The sequence below is a fragment of the Mucilaginibacter sp. HD30 genome, assembly GCF_054061755.1.
In genome coordinates, this window is record NZ_JBSSEO010000001.1 from 4,266,094 (window position 1) to 4,286,383 (window position 20,290).

Below are 20,290 nucleotides of genomic sequence, written 5' to 3' on the forward strand. Positions count from 1 at the left end.
AAAACCACATAAAATACCGCATTTCCCCCGCCATACATTAACAAATACCCGCCTTTTGTTAAAAACTCAAAATTTACTCACAAAACCAAACTAATTAGCTAAATTTTAGCCATATAAAGCTAATATTAATAACTTTGCTCACGTTTTTTAACAATAACAATGAAAAGAGATAAACTAATATTTAAGCTGTTGGATGAAGAGCAGCAACGCCAGGAAGAAGGTTTGGAACTTATTGCATCAGAAAATTTTGTGAGCCTACAGGTTATGGAAGCTGCCGGATCTGTTGCTACCAACAAATATGCCGAAGGCCTTCCCGGTAAACGTTACTATGGTGGCTGCCAGATAGTTGATGAGATTGAAACCATTGCTATTGAGCGCGCCAAACAGCTTTTTAACGCCGAATGGGTTAACGTGCAGCCGCACTCGGGCGCACAGGCTAACGCTGCGGTAATGCTGGCTTGCTTACAGCCGGGCGATAAAATATTAGGATTTGACCTTTCTCATGGCGGGCACTTAACCCATGGGTCTGCTGTTAACTTCTCTGGTAAACTGTACGAGCCGCATTTTTACGGCGTTAGAAAAGATACCGGTTATGTTGATTATGATCAGTTAAAAGAAGTAGCCCGGCGCGAAAAGCCTAAAATGATCATTTGCGGTGCTTCGGCTTACTCGCGCGATTGGGATTATGAATTCATTCGTAAAGTGGCTGATGAAGTTGGCGCTTTGGTTTTAGCTGATATCTCTCACCCTGCGGGTTTAATTGCACGTGGTTTATTGACAGATCCGCTTCCGCATTGTCATATTGTTAGTACTACTACCCACAAAACATTACGCGGGCCACGTGGCGGCTTAATTATGATGGGTAAAGATTTTGAAAACCCATGGGGACTGAAAACCCCGAAAGGAGAGATCAGAATGATGTCGAACTTGTTGGATATGGGCGTTTTTCCTGGTACACAGGGCGGCCCGCTGGAGCATATAATTGCTGCTAAGGCAGTTGCGTTTGCCGAGGCTTTGTCTGACAGTTATTTGAAATATATAGTTCAGGTAAAAAAGAATGGCTCAGCTATTGCTGAAGCTTTTACAGCCAGGGGCTATGAGATCGTATCGGGTGGTACAGATAACCATTTGGTACTTATCGACCTTAGAAATAAAGGCGTAACCGGTAAAGCTGCCGAGAACGCGCTGGTTAAAGCGGACATCACAATAAATAAAAACATGGTACCGTTTGATGATAAGTCGCCATTCATTACCTCAGGCATCCGCATTGGCACTGCAGCGGTAACTACGCGCGGGATGAAAGAGAAACAGATGGAAGCCATTGTTGCCTTGGTTGATGAAGTAATAAAAGACCCTGAAAACGAACTTTCTTTGAATAAAATACGTAAAAAGGTGCATAAGCTAACGGAGCAGTTCCCGTTATACAGCGACAAAGATAAAGAGTGATGATAAACACGCAGGAAACCCATTCAGCAATAAAAGATAAGCGCTTAGCCGCCCTTAACTCCTATAATGTAATGGATACCCTGCCTGAAAAGGAATACGACGCCATTACGCGCCTGGCATCTTATATATGCCAGGTGCCTATTGCGCTGATCTCGTTACTTGACCACCAAAGGCAATGGTTTAAATCATCCGTTGGCCTTGACATCGACCAAACTCCCAGAGCCGATGCATTTTGCAATTATACCATTCTTAATGATGAACTGTTAGAGGTAGACAACGCTGCCGAAGACGAAACGTTCAAAGACAATCCTTTAGTTACAGGCAGTTCGCACATCAGGTTTTATGCCGGTGCCCCGCTTATTGATCCGGACGGTCATCGCTTGGGGTCATTGTGTGTAATTGATACAGTACCGCGTAAACTGAACGAACAACAACGCGATGCCTTGCGCACACTGGCTGATGAGGTGATGTCGCATTTACTGCTGCGCAAACAAAAACAGGCACTTGAAAAGTCGCTTGAAGCGCACAAGGAGTTTTACAACCTGTTTAACAGTTCGCCGGAGATTCATTATATAGCCGGTGCTGATTCTAATATTGAATTTATTAATGACGCTGTAACCAATATTTTAGGCTACACCCCCCAGCAGGCCATTGGCCGGTCATTATGGGAGTTTGTGGTGAGCAAGAACCGCGAACAATTTTTACCGCTTATAGAGATGGCGATGGAAACAGGGCGCCCTTTTGAATTAGAGACGCAAACCATTAGTGCAAGCGGAGAAGCCAAGTGGATAGGTTGGTGCGCCATACATAAGGGAGGTAAATGGTATGCCAGCGGCAGGGATATTACCTATCAGAAACAACTAACGGAAGAACTGGAGCAACTGTCTCTGGTTGCAAGTAACATGGTGAATGGTTGTAGCATAAGCGATGCTAACGATAATGTTATTTGGATAAACAATGCTTTCACCAATATAACCGGGTACGATCTGTGGGACGTTGAAGGAAAACGCCTGCGGGATATCTTTGTACCGGGCGATAGTACTATCAACCCTATAGCCGAGTATAAAGAGAAAATTCAATCAAAAAAATCTTATTCTGTACACGTTTATGCTACCCGCAAGGATGGTCAGCAAGTTTGGCTATCGCTGATAACATCGGTTATTTATAACCAAAAGGGCGATGTAGACAAGTACGTACGTATAATAGCTGATATAACAACCCGGAAAACCACACAGCAGGATCTGGAGATATTATCCTTCGCTGCACAAAAATCACCTGCAGGCATGCTTACGCGCGATGCTGAAGGGCACATTATGTGGATGAATGAAGCGGTAGAAAAAATTACCGGATATACCCTTGCTGAAATGAAGGGAAAGACCTTTGGTACTATACTGTTAGGCCCTGATACAGACATGAGCGTGTTTGAAAACGCTGTTAAATCTTTTCAGGAAAATAAACCTTACGACATAGAAATACTGATCTATAGAAAAAACAGAACACAGGTTTGGGTGGCATTGTCTAACAGCCCTTTATTTAATGAAGAAGGTGGGGTGGAACGACAGGTAAGTTCGGTTATAGATATTACAGAGCGCAAGCATGCTGAGGCTGAGCTCAAACTGCTTTCTTTAGTGGGCAGCAGCATTAATAGCGGTGTTGTTATAAATAACAGTAACGGCGAAATTGAGTGGGTAAACCCTGCCTTTGAAAAAATTACGGGTTACTATTTAAAAGACGTTGAAAAGAAATTTTTAGGAGACGTTTTGCAGGGGGACCTGACCGACACGAGTGTGATCCAGGACGCAAGAGAATTATCAAAAAACCGAAAGTCTTTTGAGGTTGACCTGCTGGCTTACCGTAAAGACCGGAAGCCGATGTGGATATCGGTTATCAACTCGGTTATATTAAACAAGCAGGGCGAAGTAGAAAAGTACATCGAGGTAATTATTGATATAAGCGCCAAAAAGAAGGTAGAACTTGAATTGATCACGGCCAAAGAAGAAGCCTTGCAGCTTAGTCGTGCTAAAGACATGTTCATATCGGTAATGACGCATGAGATCCGTACGCCGCTAAACGCCGTTATCGGCATGTCGCATTTAATGTTAGAGGGCAATAGTGATCCATCGCAAAAAGAAAATCTGGATATACTTAAATTCTCTGCAGAAAATTTAATGCTGCTTATTAATGATGTGCTTGACTTTACTAAAATAGAAACCGGTAACATTGAATTAGAGAAGGCAAACGTTGATCTGCGCGACCTGGTGCAGGGCATTACCGGATCTATGCAGTTTAAGACCAGGGAAAAGCAAATAGAGCTGACTCAAAAGATAGATAGCGATATACCGGCAACAGTAGTTGGCGATAGAACGCGCCTATCGCAAATACTGCTTAATTTAGTAAGCAATGCAGTTAAGTTTACCGAAAGCGGAAGTGTAACTGTTGAATTACGGGTAGTTGAACAAAACGAACAAGATGTACGTGTTAGGTTTGCCATAACTGATACCGGAATAGGTATAGCAAATAACAAATTAAATACGATATTTGAAACGTTTAAGCAGGCCGAAGCCGACACCACCCGTAAGTATGGCGGCACAGGTTTAGGTTTGGCCATCAGTAAAAGGTTGATTGAACTGCACGACTCGCGTATTAACGTGGAGAGCCGGCCGGGTAAAGGTTCAACCTTTTGGTTTGCGATAACATTTAAAAAGGCAGAAAAAAACGATTATAACAACATTAACGTGGAATCAGGTTTAAATATTAACGTACTTGTAGTAGATGATAACCAAATAAACAGGTTACTTATTAATAAAATACTAACCAAGTGGGGAGCTACTATTGACTTTGCCGAAAATGGTTTACAGGCAGTTAATAAAGTTGAAACCAACAAAAACTACGATGTTGTCTTGATGGATATACATATGCCGGAAATGGGCGGGCTGGAAGCTACGCAGGTTATACGCTCAAAAGCCGAACCATATTTTAAGCAACTGCCTATAATAGCCCTTACGGCTTCTATGCTTACCAACCAGATGAACCAGATAGGCGATGCCGGTATGAACGATTATATATTGAAACCGTTTGAACCCAAAACGCTGTTTGAGAAATTAAGCAGGTATCAGAAGGGGTAGTAGTTAAAGATTGGTATTAAAGATTGAAGATTGGTTCTTTGATCTCGCAATATGCCATTCCCCCAATCTTTAATCTTCAATAACCAGTCTCCCTACTCTGCATACGCAATAGTAGCTATACTCACTTTCATACCCGGTATTTTTAGCAGCTCTATTCCACAAGCCTCCAAAGTTGAGCCGGTGGTTACAGTATCATCCACCAATAGTACATGTTTGCCGACAAGCTGATCCGGATTTTTCACAGCGAAAACTTCCTGCATGTTTTCAAATCGCGCAAACCGCGATTTATGGGTTTGCGTTTCAGTGTGCCGCGTTCTAACCAACGTTGTCTTCTAATAATTCCGCATTTAGTTTTTGAGCCAAACCTTCGCCAAAGCGGGCACTTTGATTGTACCCGCGTTCCCTTAACCTGCGCTTATGCAGCGGAACTGGAATTATGTAGTCTATTTGGTTAAATGCATTGCTTTTTAGCAATTGCTCTCCCGCCATGATGCCTAGTACCTGGCCTATGTGCGGCATGTTTTTATATTTTAGGTGATGCAGCAGGTTTTGCACTTTGCCGCCTTTATTGAAGTAATACATAGCATAGGTCGCCTCAATATTCAGCTTGCCCCAAAACTGGCGTGCAACTATGTTATCCGGCTGTAAATGGAAGTTGGTATAGGGCAGGCTATAGCGGCAATCTGTACAAAGCACAGCCTCATTCGCTACCAAGGCTTCGCCACAGGCGGGGCAAAGGTGAGGGAATAGTAAGGATGTAAAATCTGCCAGGTATTGGGAGAGCACATTCATGGCATCAAGATAAGTGTTTTCTGTCGAATCCATCTCACCAATACGCCATCGGAAGTTTTCAACTTCGGATTCTATGCCTGTAATCTCCGACTACAGCAGACAAGCGGGTTAAACAGCGTTTCACAAAAAGTATAAATCGCACTATTTTATAACTATTTGATATTCAATGTATTAACTTAATTCTACGGCTAAATTTCCTGACGAATACGTAGTTTCACAGCGTTTCACCACGATAAGATAATACGTTTAAAATCAGCAAGTCGCATTTAAAAGCGTTTCGGCCGTTTCGCTTGTGTTATATATTATCGTGAAACGCCTGTTTCTCAGATCTCCTTCTGCAACTGCTTAATATCCTCAACCAGCATATCAATCTCCACCGCAAGCGATGCATTATACACCCCGCGGATGCGGCCCTTTGTATCAATCAGCACAACGTTTTCGGTATGCAGAAATTCATCAGGTTTTTTGCCGTAACCACCGGCCTCATCAGCAAAATAAGCCTGGCGGGCAAGTGTATAGGTAGCGTCCCTGTCGCCGGTTAGTAGCAGCCAGCTTTTATTGTTAATGTGCCGTTCGTCGCCATATTTTCGCAATGCCGCAACATTGTCCTTTAAAGGTGTTACCGAGTGCGACAGTATAAGCACTTTATTGTTGTTTTTAAATGCCTTTTGTACTTTTTCAAGATTGTCCATTATGGCAGGGCAAATGTTTTTGCACGATGCAAAGAAGAAGTTAGCCACATATATTTTGCCGGCTGTGGTTTTATTGCTTACATTTTGGCCAAGCTGATTGATAAAGCTAAAAGGTGGTATGGTGTGGATCTTGTCATACCCATCATCGCCGGGTTGGAGCCATATAGGCGTAAAATCGGGTGTATTGTAAAACGGGAGTCCGTTGTTTTCCTGTTTGCAGGCAGAAAATGCAAACAACAATAAAACAATAATCGGCAATCTAACAGTCTTCATTTCTTATCAATATTCTTGCAAAGCTTGCGCCCTATTAATCCGTACTGACGGTTATTCTTAACAACATAATTGGCCCTAACGCTGCCATCCTCCCACCACATTTGCTGCCGGCCCTGTTCATGGCCTTTTACATAATTGAATTCCCTGTAAAGCTTATTATTGCTGAACCACTCCCTGGCCACACCTTCGTGCTCGTCATCAACAAAATTATACTCAAACTTGGATTTACCGTTTGGCCACCAACCTTTGTGAACGCCCTGTTTTTCGCCCGAAACAAAAAGTCGTTCCTGCTCCGGCGTTTTATCAGGGTACCAGGTTTTCATGGTTCCCTCTATTTTGCCGCCATAATAAGGTACCTCTTTGGCACGGGTTCCGTTATCAAAGTTTTCAAACAGCCAGCCTGTATACACTTTCTTATTATAGTATAAAAAGCCATTCATATAAACCAGGTTCGTGTCGGTGGTTTTCACCCACGTATCCTCAATGGTTTTTGGTTTAGCGCTGCTGTAAAAGGTTACCACCACTATGGCCGCCCAAAACAGCAGCAGTAATTTATTGAGAGATTGTACCCGGTGTTCCATAAAACTGATTTCCGTTAATGTAGGGGTCGGTAGCGGTTGTATGATAATGATAGATGCCTGTAGGGTAATCTGCAGTTGCAGCTGTATGGCCGTGATATACGTCTAAATCGGCATTGGTTATGGCTTTGCCGCCTTCGTTAGGGCCATATACCGGGAAGCCATCAAGCAGGAAACCTACTAACGCATCCTTGCCTTTTTGAGCCGTTAAGTAGTAAGGTTCTGCATGATAATGATACATGCCCTGCTGCTGCGGATGTCCGTAGTATTGATCAAAACTATTGATCTCGCCGGTTAATGGCGCCCCGCCCGCTGCGTACTGATTAAATATAGGCACGCCGTTAATAGCCACACCCATTGGCCCCATTGGGGTTGATGTATGGCTGGCAGCCACAGTTGGATTTAGGGGGATTTTAAAAGTAACATCAGCTTCGGCTATAGTGTTAGGGTTTTGGTTCCATAGGGGATTAGTTCCATTATAAGCCTCGTACTGTGTTGCAGCCCATTTGGTGCCCTTGTAATAGGGTGATTTATGGTCGGGCAGACTGGTGGTTTTTATTATAACAAAGCCGCTTTGTATGTATATCTCTTTAGCGTTGTAGATCTTTTTATAAACAGCAGGTAGATCCGCGCCGTATGTCGGGGTAATGCTGATAGCTGTTATGCTGCTATCGGTGGTATTAGCTGTGTTATCTTTTTTGCAGGATATTATCGCAATAAAAAATATGGCGATGGTTAGTAGTAGAAAAACAGGTTTGGTTCTCATAATAAAAGGAATTTATATCATTAGAAGCCTGTTGATATAAATTCCTTCGGCGAAAGTGAAAATAGTTAGCCCCCTCTAAATCTCCCCCGGAGGGGGAGACTTTTTTACGCAGCTTAATTACCCGGCGGAGTCGGAAAGCCATCTCCCGGCGGCGGGCCTTCACCGTTTGGCGGGCCCTGACCCGGCGGAGGCCCATTTCCATCGCGCGGCGGTGGCATACCGTTTGGCCCTCGTCCCCCACGTGGTGGCCCGCCCATCATGCGCAGGGCATCTTTAATTACATCATCAAATTTTTTCTGCTGCTCTGCATCCAAAATGTTTCTAAGCTCGCGGAAATGTAGTAAAGTAGCCTTCTCCAGTTCTGCTTGATTAAAAGCAATTTGCTTTTCAAGCCGGGTAACGGTTGGCGTATCTAAAGCCGGTGTTTGTATGTAATTGAAAAGTGAATCGCGGAGCCCGCTGTTTGCTTCGTTCAAGGCACGGGTAAATTCAAAATGCTTTGTGCGCATCTTTTCATATTTTTCTTCCTGCGTTTTAGTAAGTTTCAACTCTTTTGTCAAAAACTCGTGCGCGCGCTGCGGTGGGCCGTCGGGGCCAGGCCCCCTGCCGCGCTGCATCCAGAAGAAAGTTAAGAGCGCACAGTTTACCAACACAAGCAGCATCACTATCGCCATTAATATTTTAACACTTTTCATATGTGCATTTTAATAATTTTCTGAACTATTGCTCAAGCCATACGCGCTGGCAAAAGCATCAACACCCGTAGTGGTTAATGCTGTATCCGCACTCGTTTTATTCAAAACATAAAAGCTTACACAGTTTATGCAAATGAACAATACCAATACAGCGACCAGCCTTACCAGCAACTTATTGTATCCGGTTGGTATACTCTGCCGCTGATTTTGCATGCGCTGCCACGCCTTAGCCGCCAGGAAATCATTGGCATCCACCTGTTGCAGTTTATCCAAACTTTGTAGGGCTTGTTCAGCCAGTTGTTCAATCTGTTTCTTATCTTTCATAACGATGAATAATAATTGATCAATGATTTTTTGAGGTTTGCTTTAGCGCGCATCAATAACGATTCAACCGCTCCCTCTTTTATTCCCATTACTTCCGCAATTTTTTGCTGACTCATATCCTGTACTTTTTGCAGTATAAATGCAGTTTTTTGATTTTCAGAAAGCTGATTTATCGCAGTAAATAAAATTGCAGCCTGCTCTTTGTTTTCGGTTAACACACCAGGGTGAACAAAGTCTACAGGATCATGCAGCGGTGAATTATCAGTACCAAAAAGGCTGGTTAAAAAACCCAATCTTTTTTTGCGGTTTTTATGCCTTGCAAAATCAAGCGATTGCGTAATGCTTATGCGATAAACCCAGGTGCTAAGCTTACTCTGCTGCTTAAATTTGCCGATACCCTCAAAAACCTTTATAAAAACCTCCTGCGTAACATCTTCAGCGTCGTGCGTGTTTTGCACAAAGCCCAATACGGTGTTATACACCATTTTTTTATAGGTGTTAACCAGTAGTTTAAAGGCATTTTCATCGCCCTTAATCAGGTAAGCAATTAGGTCTTGCTCCGTCAATGTTTAAATTCTCTGTTGGGTTAGACGATAGGTGGATTTAAATCCTTCGCCCTAAATTAGTAATTAGATCAAAGATTGCTGATAAAGATTAGAGATTGGCTTTTTTGAGGAACGCGAAAGGAATTGGAGACTATAAACCAGTCCGGCTAATCACTAGTCATTAACTACTGCGCGTCTTTTATGGCTAATTGGCCACAGGCAGCATCAATATCTTTACCGCGGCTGCGGCGCAGGTGGGTGTTTACGCCTTGCTTGCGCAGGTATTCTGCAAAGGCATCAACGCGGTCTTCGCCTGCATTAATATAAGCGGCAAAAGCAATGGGGTTATATTCAATAATATTTACTTTGCATGGCAAATGCTTGCAAAAGCGGGCCAGCTCTTCGGCATCCTTCAATGTATCATTAACGCCATCAAAAATTATATACTCGTAGGTTACCGGGTTTTTGGTTTTGGCGTAATAGTATTTAAGCGCCTCGGCCAATGCTTTTAATGAGTTTTGCTCATTAATGGGCATAATGGTATTTCGTTTTTCGTCGTTAGCCGCATGGAGCGACAGCGCCAGGTTAAATTTAACATTATCGTCGCCCAGTTTCTTTATCATTTTGGCAATACCCGCAGTTGATACAGTAATGCGCTTGGCGGCCATGTTCAAACCTTCTTCAGACGTAAGCTTTTCTATCGAGTCTAAAACGTTTTTATAGTTAAGCAAGGGTTCGCCCATGCCCATATAAACAATGTTAGTTAGCGGGATACCGTAATTTTCGCGCGATTGCTTGTCTATCAGTACTACCTGGTCGTAAATCTCGTCGGCATTAAGGTTCCGCTTGCGCTCCATATAACCTGTAGCACAAAATTTACAAGTAAGACTGCACCCTACCTGAGAGGATACACAGGCAGTCATTCTCTCAGCTGTCGGAATTAAAACACCCTCAATTAAATGGTTATCATGTAAAATGAAAGAATTTTTTATAGTTTTATCAGCACTAAACTGCGAATTGTTGATCCGTACATTATTTATGGTGAAGTTTTCTTCCAGCTTGGTACGAAGTTCTTTTGAAATATTGCTCATCTCGTCAAAAGAAAAGCAGGATTTTTTCCAAAGCCATTCGTAAACCTGTTTAGCACGAAAGCTTTTTTCGTTCATATCCGAAAAATGCTTCTGCATGCTCTCCAGGCTCAAACTACGAATGTCTATCTTTTCTTTAACGCTGTTCACGCTGCAAAAATACGAAATTAAAAAGCGGTATTTTTAAATCGATTGGTTAAAAACAATTAACTTTTAATTATTGTTTTTAACTTTATTGGGCGGTAGTTAAACGAGTTGCGTAAACGCTAAGTTACGATACATGAAAATTTTTAGAGCCGATTACGTTTTTCCTATTAATGCCGATCCAATTAGAAACGGAGCAATTGTTGTAAGTGATGATGGTAAGATCATCTCTGTATCTCAAGAAGTCTCCCCAGAACACGCCAATATTCCTGTTGAACAGCTTAGCGGGGTTATATGCCCCGGGTTTGTTAATACACATTGCCATGTTGAGCTTTCGCACCTTAAAGGCAAAATAGCCAACGGAGAGGGCCTCATTTCTTTCATCCAGAATGTACAACTGCACAGAAATTCCAGTCAGCAAGACATAGCAGACGCTGCCTTGGCTGCCGATCAAAGCATGTATGACAATGGGATTGTTGCCGTAGGCGACATAGCAAACAGCGGTGTCACAATCGACTTAAAATCAAAAAGTAAGCTATACTACCATACCTTTGTTGAGGCCTTTGCATTCGTACCGGAAAAGGCGGAGGAGGTATTTGCTAAATCCATTGACCTGCTCAACCAATTTAAGCCGCAATCTTGCTCGGTAACCCCGCACGCGCCCTATTCGGTATCAAAAGAGTTGTTTAAACTACTAAAGAAATATTCTGACAGCAACAAAAACCTGCTTAGCATCCATAACCAGGAGTGCGAGGACGAAAACAAGTTTTTTAGGTATAAACTTGGTAGGTTTAATGATCTTTATGCCCATTTTGGCACAGATATTAGCTTTTTTAAACCACAGGCCCGCAATTCTTTACAGTCTGTACTGCCGTTACTTTCTAACAAACAGGACATATTATTGGTGCATAATACTTGCACCAATTTAAAGGACATTTATTTTATTAAGCGGTTTGATCATAAAATACATTGGTGTTTTTGCCCTAACGCCAATATGTATATTGAAGGCAAATTGCCCAAGATAGATCTGTTTATCGACCAGGGATTTAATATCACGTTAGGCACGGACAGCCTGGCATCAAACCATAAGCTGTGTATTTTAAGCGAAATGGCAACTTTACAAAAACATTTCCCCAAGTTACATTTAAACCGGCTCTTACAGTGGGCAACCATAAACGGGGCCAGGTTTTTAGGAATAGACCACGATAAAGGGACTTTAGAACCAGGTAAAACCCCCGGACTTAACCTGATAACGGGCTTGGATGATCTGAAGATAACCGGGGAAACCAAGGTAAGGCGGTTGATTTAAGATAGTGGCCCGTCTATCTCTCCCCCGGCAGGGGAGACTTTTACGGCATTTTTTTAATTTAGCAAGAAATTTAAAGTCCTCCCTACCGGGGAGGATTTAGGAGGGGCACTATGAAACATCTAAACATAACTATAAAAGGCGTAGTACAGGGCGTGCACTTTCGTGCATCTGCAAAGGCCGTGGCCGACCAGCTGGGCGTCCGGGGCATTGCGAAGAACCAACCCGATGGCAGCGTTTTTATAGAAGCCGAAGGCGACCCCGTTTTGCTTGATATGTTTTTGGATTTTTGTAAAGAAGGCCCTGAATATGGCCAGGTAGACTCCATTGAAACTAATGAGGGCGAATTAAAAAACTATCGTAATTTTGAAGTACTGAAAAGGGGGCTGTTTAAATAGTAGTCTCGGGTACTTAATTACAAATTCTATTGTCAACAGCTAAAAAATTTGCAGGGCAAACTATCATTTATGGTTTAAGTACCATCATTTCGCGGATGATATATTTTGTGCTCACGCCTATATATACGCGTAAAATATCAGTGGCTGGCAATGGTGTGTTCACATCACTTTACAGTGCCGCTTCTATAGTAAACGCTGTACTGGCTTTCGGCATGGAAACAACTTATTTTCGCTATTTGCAAAAGCGCGAAGATAACCGCCAGCAGGTGTATAATAACTCATTCGGTGTTATTTTGGCCGTATCTGTAGTAGTTCTTTTATTTTCTTTGTTGTTTTTAGACGGAATTGTTGGATATCTTGTTGCTGGGGTCGAGAAGGATCGGGCCGACTATACCTTTTACGTAAAATGTTTCCTGTTTATTTTACTGGCGGATGCATTTTGTGTTATACCTTTTGCTAAAATACGCGCTGAATCAAGGCCGATGCGCTTCGCAGTCGTCAAACTGGCTAACATAGCTTTTGTTATGTCTTTTAACCTTTTCTTTTTATTTGGCGTTCCGTTTTTTATTAACCACGGTTGGTTGGGGGCAGAGTGGATGGCATCATGGTACAGGCCCGAATGGGTAGGTTATGTATTTTTATCGAATTCGGCTGCCAGCGTGTTCACCATTTTGCTCTTGTTGCCCGAGATATCAAAACTTAGGTTAAGCTATGATAAATCAATGCTAAAGGAAATGCTGCTGTATAGCTGGCCTGTTCTGGTAGCCAATCTTTCTTTTATCATTAACGAAGCATTGGATAAAGTGTTGATCAAGCAGTTATTGCCACCGGATATTGGCGATGAACAGGCAGCCATCTATGGTACCTGTGCCAAAATTGCCATATTCCTTAATATATCTATACAGGCATTCAGACTGGGTGCTGAGCCTTTCTTTTTCAGTCATGCTAAAAATAAGAATGCCCCTGATACTTATTCGCGTATAATGACCTATTTCATCATCGCTATATGTGTTATGAGCGTTGCTGTTATGGCTAATATTGATTTGCTTGCTACTATTATACTTAAGCCGGAAACGAGTATTATCAAGGGCCAAACTATAAATAATATTTACTGGGAGGGCTTGCCAGTAGTCCCTATACTATTGTTCGGGTATATCAGCCTCGGCGTGTACATGAACCTTTCTGTGTGGTACAAGCTTTCTGACCAAACTAAATACGGGCTATATATATCGGGAATAGGCGCGATAATCACCATCATTCTGAATGTTATTTTTATTCCCAAATACAGCTACATGGCTTCGGCCTGGACATCGCTTATAGCTTATTCAGGCATGATGATCTTATCTTATCTGTGGGGGCAAAAGCACTACCCAATTCCTTACAATCTAAAAAAGAGTATAACCTATATCTTGTCGGCAGTTTTTCTCGTTTATATATCGTTCTACGTTTTCAATCGTAACATTTTTATAGGCAATGGGCTGTTAATTGCATTTGCATCAGTAGCTTTATATTTTGAATGGAAAAACTTAAAGAGTATTTTTATTAAATCATGACCATTCGTATAGTTAACAAATCAAAAAATAGTTTGCCTGCTTACGAGACTTTGCATGCCGCAGGTATGGACCTTCGCGCTAACATTGAGGCGTCTATGTCGCTTAAACCGCTTGAACGCAAACTTGTGCCTACAGGTTTATATATAGAGTTACCAGAAGGTTTTGAAGGGCAGATCCGTCCGCGAAGCGGCCTTGCCTATAAGCATGGCATAAGCATAGTGAACGCGCCCGGAACCATTGATGCTGATTACAGGGGAGAAATAGGCGTGTTATTGGTTAACCTGTCAGATCAGATTTTTGAAATAAACCCAGGCGACCGCATTGCACAAATGGTTGTTGCCCGGCACGAAAAAGTAGATTGGCAGGAAGTAGAATTGCTTACCGAAACCTCAAGGGGCGCAGGTGGCTACGGGCATACCGGTAAATAATGTATATTAAAAAGATAGAAAATTGGGACGCGCAGCATTGAATATATTCGGCATTACGGGCAAAAAGCAGATCAGAGTTTTTGTGCTGCTGTCTGCTTGCTGCGGTATGTCGCTACAAGCATTGCAAGCGCAAACGTTACGTGTGGGCGCGCAAGGTGAAGGAGATGTGGAGCAGATGTTTTACGCCGCACTTAGCAAAAAAACAATTGAGGATAATGCAGGGGCCGCCGGCATCTTTACTAAGATATTAGAAATAGATCCAAATAACGATGCTTCATTATACGAGCTGGCCAACATAAAAAAACTGCAGAAAAATTACCCTGCCGCTTTGCCTTTGCTTGAAAAGGCGGTGACCATAAAGCCCGATAACATTTGGTACTGGTTGGCACTTGCTGATGTGTATGAAAGGAACAATGACTTTGCTAAGCTTGAAAGCGTATTCGCGCAGCTGATACGGCTGAATCCTGATAAACCTGATGTTTATTTTGACAAGGCAAATGCACTTTTTTTGCAAGGCAAGTTTGATGATGCGTTAAAAGTGTATGATCAGGTAGAAAAAATAACAGGCCCAAGCGATGACCTAACGCTTAACCGCCAAAAGGTATACCTAAAGCAAGGCAACGCGGATAAAGCAGCAGCTTCGCTGGAAGCATTGATAGCGGCCAATCCTAACAATGTAAGATACTACCTGATGCTGGCTGATCTGTACAACTCCGTCAATCAGCGGGATAAAACGGCGAAGGTACTGGAGCGGGCAAAAAAGGTAGATCCTAATAACGGTTTGATCCATTTGGGATTGGCCGATATTTATCGCGACAAAAAAAATATTGAGGGCAGCTTCAGCGAGTTGGAGCAGGCATTCTCTGTACCCGAATTGGGCATCGAACAAAAAATCAGGATCATAGCTGGTTATATTCCGCAGTTTCCTGATCCAAATGCCAAAGCAAGTGCGTTGGCACTTTCAAAATTATTGGTTGCCAGCCATCCTGAAGACGCCCGTGCACACGCATTATATGGCGATATACTTTTACAAAATGATAAAGTAGAAGAAGCTAAAGCCAGCTATAAAAAATCACTGGCTATTAATGATCAGGTTTATGAGGTGCGCGAACAATTGGTAAGAATAGCGCTTGGCGAAAATGATTTGGCAACCGTTATTAAAGATGGCGAAGAGGCGCTTTCATTCTACCCTAACCAGGCACCAATGAATTATTTTGTCGGCCTTGCATGGCTGCAAAAAAAGGATCCAAAAAGAGCCCTCACCTATTTGAAGAATGCGACATCGCTGGAGTTAGAGGATAAAGAATTATTATCTCAGGCGTACTCTGCCCTGGGCGATTGTTATCATGAACTGCAGAACAATAAATTGTCTGATGAAAGTTACGACAAGTCATTACAATACAGCGCTGATAACGTTTATACCTTAAATAATTACGCGTATTATTTAGCCATACGCGGCGAGAACCTGGTTAAAGCTGCAGCAATGGCCAAGCGCGCTGTTGATACTAAGCCGGACATGGGATCGTTTGAGGATACCTACGCCTGGGTGTTGTTTAAGCAGAAAAAATATGCAGAAGCAAAAACCTGGATGGAAAAAGCCATGCTGCACAACAAAGATAAAAGTGCAACACAAGCAGAACATTACGGCGACATTTTGTTTAATGTAGGTAATGCCGAGGCAGCTTTACAGAGCTGGATGAAAGCGAAGGAATATGGTGGGAAATCGGCAGTGTTAGAGCGGAAGATAAATGAAAAGAAATATAGCGAATAAAATAGCAGCAATTTGTGTTGTAATGGTAATTGCAACAGGATGTAAAACCCGCAAAATGGTAACGGCTCCGGTAACAACTACTCCACCGGTAATAGTTGATAACTCCAAGGCAAATACTCTTGCTGCCATTAAAAGCAGGCAGCTCAACTTCAATACTTTTTCGGGCAAGGCCGATGCTGAATTGGACATTGATAACAATAACAGAAGTGTGTCCATGAATATTCGCATTGACAAGGGTAAGAAAATATGGGTTTCAATTTCAATAACCATATTGGCAACCATTGAAGTTGCGCGGGCATACATTACCCCCGATAGCATTAAAGTGATGAATAAACTGGAGGGGGTTTATTTTAAAAAGCCGTTCAGTTATATCAATGAATATGCAGGTAAACAGGTTAATTATACTACCCTGGAGTCGTTGTTAACAGGCAACGCAATACCCGAATTATTATCAACAGACGCAGATATACAAAAGGCTGATAACAACGCCATCCTGTCGGGAAAATTGCAGCAGCTTTTATATAAGATGATTATCAACCCTGATATGAAAGTATCGCAATTGAATTTATCTAATAGTGCGCAGCAGCAGTCACTTCAGGTAAATAACAGCAATTTTGTGTTGGTGGATGGGCGCACGCTGCCATCGTTGATCAATATTAACTCAAGCCTTAAGGATAAAAAGATAGCGGTTAAATTAGAGTACTCAAAGGTAGAGCTTGACCGTGTGCTTGAATATCCATTCAATATCCCCGAAACGTATAAACCTGCCAATTAAAATTAATACTTTTGAAGGGATGAAATTTTTAAAGGTACTATTCTTTTTGCTTTGTGTTGTGGCTACATTGAGCGTTAGCGCGCAAAGCAGCGAGCAGCTTAAACGCGAAAGAGACAGGTATACTGATGAGTTGGAAAAACTTAACCGCGAGTTTAACGAAACGGTTAACAACAAAAAATCCACACTTAAACAGCTTAATATACTAAGAGCGCAGATCAATCTTCGTGAGAAAAAAATAGATAATATAAATGCTGAAGTAAGGAACCTGAACAGCGAAATTACCGAAAATACAAACACCGTACATAGCCTTGAGCAGCAGCTTAACCAGTTGCGCGATGAATACAAGGCTATGGTTTTATTTGCCTACCACAACAAAAGCGGCTACAATAAACTAATGTTTGTTTTTGCGGCTAAAGACTTTAACCAGGCCTACAAGCGTTTAAAATATTTGCAGGAATTTGCAGCTTATCGTAAAAGACAAGCGGGATATATTGAAGAGAAAGAAAGAGAATTGCACGGGCGCATTGTGCAGTTAGATAAAACGAAAGAAGAAAAACGCAATATCCTTTCAGAGCAGCAGAAAGAAAAAGAAAACCTGGGTAAGGAGAGAAGCAGCCAGCAGCAGGTGGCAAGCAGCCTTTCAAAACAAGAAGGCCAGTTAAAAACCGCGCAAAGAGATTTGCAAAGAAAGATAGCCGCCGCAACAAGGGCTATAATACGCAAGGAGATTGAAGAAGCCCGCAAAAAGAAGGAAGAGGAAGATAGGTTAGCTGCCGCAAGGGCAAAAGCGGCTAATAAAGATGCACCTGCGCCCGCGCCTGTTGCCCGTAAGACTGATAGTCAAATACTTAACTCAACGCCCGAAGCTGCGGCGCTTTCAGTTAGTTTTTTAGGCAATAAAGGCCGATTGCCGTGGCCGGTTGCAACTGGAGTTACTATACAGGGCTTTGGTACTAACAGGGTAGACGGGATTGAAATTGAAAATAATGGTATCGATATAAGAACATCAAGCGGTGCTGTAATGAGGGCCGTGTTTGAAGGTGAAGTAACTACCGTTAAAGATATAATGGGCACATCGCTTGTTATTATCAAACACGGGGAATACTTTACGGCCTACTCTAACTTACGTAGTGTAAACGTAAAGGTAGGGCAGAAAATAAGCACTAAACAAAGCATAGGTGCAGTTGCAACTGATGGTGCTACCGGCGAAACAGTTGCGCATTTTGAGCTATACAGAGGGCAGTTATCTGTTAACCCGGAGATATGGCTCGCCAACAGATAGTTGGTGTTTTATAAGATTTTAATTGTTTATATTTGTAACCTAAAATTAAAAAAAAGAAGATGTTGAGCGGGCTGTTTTTATTTCTGGATATTGGGGGCGGCGAATTAGTGTTGATACTTGGAGCGGCTCTATTGCTTTTTGGAGGCGACAAGCTGCCGGGTTTGGCAAAGGGGTTAGGAAAAGGTATTCGCGATTTTAAAGAAGCATCAGAGGGCGTAAAACGCGAGATTAACAACCAGATAGACAGTTTTGAAAATAAAAAACTGGAAGAGGAGCGTGGTAAATCCGCTATAGACCAAACTCCTGCCGAATATGATGAATATGACCCTAACCGGTTTATTGAAGAAAAATCTGCAGGTGATGAATATCTTTCAAATAGCATACCTGCCAGCCAGGATTATGTTACAGGTACGGATCAGGTAGAATTTGAAGAGAATGTTGAGCACGACACCAGGTACAAAAACGAGCAGCAATTGCCTAATGATGCACCCGAAACCACTCAACCCAACAACAAAAAAATATTTTAGAATAAATAATATTAAAAAGTAGAAATCATGGGATTTGGAATGCAGGAAATAATCTTAATTCTTTTAATTGTTGTGTTACTGTTTGGTGGCAGAAAAATACCTGAATTAATGAAAGGCTTGGGTAAAGGCGTAAAAGAATTTAAAGACGCTCAAAACGGGACTAGCGAAACTACAGAAGAAAAACCGAAAGCTTAATAAGCTAAAGTACTCTTTTACAAGATCTTTATTAAATATAACTTATCTGTTGAAAATATTATCTTTTTCAACGGATAAGTTTTTTATTTTAGGCCCCTATGATTAAATCTTACTCCTCTTTAGCTGAAATACAAAGTGGATTAAAAAGCGAAACCATCACCGTAAAGGCGCTGGTTGATAACTACCTGGTTAACATAAAGGCAAACAGCCACCTTAATGCTTTTAACGAGGTTTTTGAAGAAGAGGCACTGCAAAATGCGGAGCTTATTGACCAAAAACTAAAGCAGGGCAATGCAGGCCGTTTGGCCGGAATGGTGTTGGCTATTAAAGACAATATTTGCTACCAGGGGCACGAAGTTACCGCATCGTCAAAAATTTTAGAGGGCTTTAAATCTATCTACTCTTCAACTATAGTTGAGCGGCTGCTTAACGAAGATGCCATTATAATTGGTCGCACCAATTGCGATGAGTTTGCAATGGGCGCCTCGAACGAGTCCTCTTATTTCGGTATAGTAAAAAACCATGCTGACAATACCTGTGTTCCGGGTGGTTCTTCAGGCGGTGCAGCCGTGGCTGTACAGGCTGATATGTGCCATGCTGCGATAGGTACAGATACCGGCGGATCAATACGACAGCCGGCTGCTTTTTGCGGCCTTATTGGTTTAAAACCCACTTACGGGCGTGTTTCACGCTATGGCCTTATTGCTTATGGGTCATCATTTGACCAGGCCGGCCCGCTAACCCGCTCTGTTGACGATGCAGCGTTGTTGTTAGAAATAATGGCAGGCGCTGATGATTATGATAGTACCACATCACAGGTTAAGGTAGACGCTTATGGCGATAAACTTGAAAAATCATCCGGTAAAAAAAGGATAGCTTATTTACGCGAAGCTTTAACCAGCAGTGGCGTTGATGATGATGTAAAAGCGGTTTTAAAAGAAAGGATAGAAAAATTACAGGCCGAAGGGCATACAGTTACACCAGTAGAATTTGATTACCTGGATTACATTGTACCCACCTACTATATTCTTACAATGGCCGAGGCATCATCCAACCTGGCGCGGTTTGATGGTGTTCATTACGGGTATCGCAGCAAAAACGCTACGGATTTGGTTTCAACTTATAAACTTTCAAGGTCTGAAGGTTTTGGCAAAGAAGTTAAGCGCCGCATTATGCTGGGCACCTTTGTGCTTAGCGCAGGGTATTATGATGCTTACTATGCAAAAGCGCAAAAAGTACGCAGATTGATAAAAGAACGTACAGAAAGCATATTAAAGGAGTTTGATTTTATATTGATCCCAACCACTCCCGAGCCTGCTTTTAAGATCGGCCATATCAGCGACGATCCGTTAAAAAGTTACATGGCCGATATATTTACCGTGCAAGCATCGCTGGCGGGTGTGCCTGCTATATCGTTACCTGCAGGTAACAACAGCAAAGGTTTACCCTTAGGCCTGCAATTATTAACCAGTCATTTTAACGAGCAGGAGTTGTTAAATTTCTCGAAATATTTCGTTGAACTATAAATAATTTATACTTTAGTAAAATGTACGTACACGTACGTGAGCCATTAACCCCTAATGAGAG

The 20,290-nt window shown here is 42.2% G+C and carries 21 protein-coding genes; 12 read left to right on the forward strand and 9 right to left on the reverse strand.

The features are described 5' to 3' along the window. Positions 1–159 precede the first annotated feature (159 nt). Together ACVW2L_RS20045 and ACVW2L_RS20050 are read left to right on the forward strand one after the other, a co-directional pair. Positions 160–1,446, forward strand: a complete 1,287-nt coding sequence (locus ACVW2L_RS20045) for a serine hydroxymethyltransferase (RefSeq protein ID WP_457129730.1) — start codon at positions 160–162, stop codon at positions 1,444–1,446. Then, a complete protein-coding gene (locus ACVW2L_RS20050) occupies positions 1,446–4,571 on the forward strand; it encodes a PAS domain S-box protein (RefSeq protein ID WP_457129731.1) in 3,126 nt (1,041 codons plus the stop codon). Before ACVW2L_RS20045 ends, ACVW2L_RS20050 begins: the two co-directional genes overlap by 1 nt. A 92-nt stretch (positions 4,572–4,663) precedes the next feature. Here ACVW2L_RS20050 and ACVW2L_RS20055 read toward each other — a convergent pair whose 3' ends face one another. From ACVW2L_RS20055 to rlmN, 9 genes are all read right to left on the reverse strand, one after another. Continuing rightward, positions 4,664–4,831 carry a ComF family protein gene (locus ACVW2L_RS20055; protein ID WP_457129732.1) on the reverse strand — a complete coding sequence of 56 codons (168 nt, stop codon included), beginning with the start codon at positions 4,829–4,831 and terminating at the stop codon, positions 4,664–4,666. A 55-nt stretch (positions 4,832–4,886) separates the two neighbouring features. Further along, complete coding sequence (locus ACVW2L_RS20060; protein ID WP_457129733.1) at positions 4,887–5,396, reverse strand: ComF family protein; 510 nt, start codon at positions 5,394–5,396, stop codon at positions 4,887–4,889. A gap of 290 nt (positions 5,397–5,686) precedes the next feature. Next, positions 5,687–6,328 carry an SCO family protein gene (locus ACVW2L_RS20065; RefSeq protein ID WP_457129734.1) on the reverse strand — a complete coding sequence of 214 codons (642 nt, stop codon included), beginning with the start codon at positions 6,326–6,328 and terminating at the stop codon, positions 5,687–5,689. Further along, complete coding sequence (locus tag ACVW2L_RS20070; RefSeq protein ID WP_457129735.1) at positions 6,325–6,909, reverse strand: toxin-antitoxin system YwqK family antitoxin; 585 nt, start codon at positions 6,907–6,909, stop codon at positions 6,325–6,327. Before ACVW2L_RS20070 ends, ACVW2L_RS20065 begins: the two co-directional genes overlap by 4 nt. Beyond that, complete coding sequence (locus tag ACVW2L_RS20075) at positions 6,881–7,672, reverse strand: YHYH protein (protein WP_457129736.1); 792 nt, start codon at positions 7,670–7,672, stop codon at positions 6,881–6,883. Before ACVW2L_RS20075 ends, ACVW2L_RS20070 begins: the two co-directional genes overlap by 29 nt. 113 nt (positions 7,673–7,785) lie before the next feature. Then, on the reverse strand, positions 7,786–8,367 hold the full coding sequence (locus ACVW2L_RS20080; protein WP_457129737.1) for a Spy/CpxP family protein refolding chaperone: 582 nt from the start codon (positions 8,365–8,367) through the stop codon (positions 7,786–7,788). A gap of 9 nt (positions 8,368–8,376) precedes the next feature. Next, entirely contained in the window at positions 8,377–8,691 is a 315-nt protein-coding gene (locus ACVW2L_RS20085) for a hypothetical protein (protein WP_457129738.1), read from the reverse strand. Continuing rightward, a complete protein-coding gene (locus ACVW2L_RS20090) occupies positions 8,688–9,257 on the reverse strand; it encodes an RNA polymerase sigma factor (RefSeq protein ID WP_457129739.1) in 570 nt (189 codons plus the stop codon). The genes ACVW2L_RS20085 and ACVW2L_RS20090 overlap by 4 nt, the downstream gene beginning before the upstream one ends. Positions 9,258–9,421: 164 nt before the next feature. After that, a complete protein-coding gene (gene rlmN, locus ACVW2L_RS20095; protein WP_457129740.1) occupies positions 9,422–10,474 on the reverse strand; it encodes a 23S rRNA (adenine(2503)-C(2))-methyltransferase RlmN in 1,053 nt (350 codons plus the stop codon). A gap of 130 nt (positions 10,475–10,604) precedes the next feature. Between rlmN and ACVW2L_RS20100 the strand changes: the two genes are divergently transcribed. The 10 genes from ACVW2L_RS20100 to gatA all read left to right on the forward strand — a co-directional run bounded on the left by ACVW2L_RS20100 (position 10,605) and on the right by gatA (position 20,229). Next, positions 10,605–11,777 carry an amidohydrolase family protein gene (locus ACVW2L_RS20100; RefSeq protein WP_457129741.1) on the forward strand — a complete coding sequence of 391 codons (1,173 nt, stop codon included), beginning with the start codon at positions 10,605–10,607 and terminating at the stop codon, positions 11,775–11,777. 110 nt (positions 11,778–11,887) lie between these two features. Further along, entirely contained in the window at positions 11,888–12,172 is a 285-nt protein-coding gene (locus ACVW2L_RS20105) for an acylphosphatase (RefSeq protein WP_457129742.1), read from the forward strand. A 29-nt stretch (positions 12,173–12,201) separates the two neighbouring features. Beyond that, positions 12,202–13,725, forward strand: a complete 1,524-nt coding sequence (locus tag ACVW2L_RS20110) for a lipopolysaccharide biosynthesis protein (protein WP_457129743.1) — start codon at positions 12,202–12,204, stop codon at positions 13,723–13,725. Then, positions 13,722–14,153, forward strand: a complete 432-nt coding sequence (gene dut, locus ACVW2L_RS20115) for a dUTP diphosphatase (RefSeq protein ID WP_457129744.1) — start codon at positions 13,722–13,724, stop codon at positions 14,151–14,153. The genes ACVW2L_RS20110 and dut overlap by 4 nt, the downstream gene beginning before the upstream one ends. A gap of 22 nt (positions 14,154–14,175) precedes the next feature. Continuing rightward, a complete protein-coding gene (locus ACVW2L_RS20120; protein WP_457129745.1) occupies positions 14,176–15,924 on the forward strand; it encodes a tetratricopeptide repeat protein in 1,749 nt (582 codons plus the stop codon). After that, positions 15,902–16,699, forward strand: coding sequence for a DUF4292 domain-containing protein (locus ACVW2L_RS20125; RefSeq protein ID WP_457129746.1), 798 nt, complete (start codon positions 15,902–15,904; stop codon positions 16,697–16,699). Before ACVW2L_RS20120 ends, ACVW2L_RS20125 begins: the two co-directional genes overlap by 23 nt. 19 nt (positions 16,700–16,718) lie before the next feature. After that, positions 16,719–17,981 (forward strand): murein hydrolase activator EnvC family protein, encoded by a 1,263-nt coding sequence (locus ACVW2L_RS20130; RefSeq protein ID WP_457129747.1) that lies wholly within the window; start codon positions 16,719–16,721, stop codon positions 17,979–17,981. A gap of 59 nt (positions 17,982–18,040) precedes the next feature. Beyond that, a complete protein-coding gene (locus tag ACVW2L_RS20135) occupies positions 18,041–18,508 on the forward strand; it encodes a Sec-independent protein translocase subunit TatA/TatB (RefSeq protein ID WP_457129748.1) in 468 nt (155 codons plus the stop codon). Between the two features lie 27 nt (positions 18,509–18,535). Next, positions 18,536–18,703, forward strand: a complete 168-nt coding sequence (tatA, locus tag ACVW2L_RS20140; protein ID WP_457129749.1) for a twin-arginine translocase TatA/TatE family subunit — start codon at positions 18,536–18,538, stop codon at positions 18,701–18,703. A gap of 98 nt (positions 18,704–18,801) precedes the next feature. After that, the gene (gene gatA, locus ACVW2L_RS20145) at positions 18,802–20,229 is read left to right on the forward strand and encodes an Asp-tRNA(Asn)/Glu-tRNA(Gln) amidotransferase subunit GatA (RefSeq protein ID WP_457129750.1); all 1,428 of its coding nucleotides are present in this window, start codon (positions 18,802–18,804) and stop codon (positions 20,227–20,229) included. The last annotated feature ends 61 nt before the right edge of the window (positions 20,230–20,290 follow it).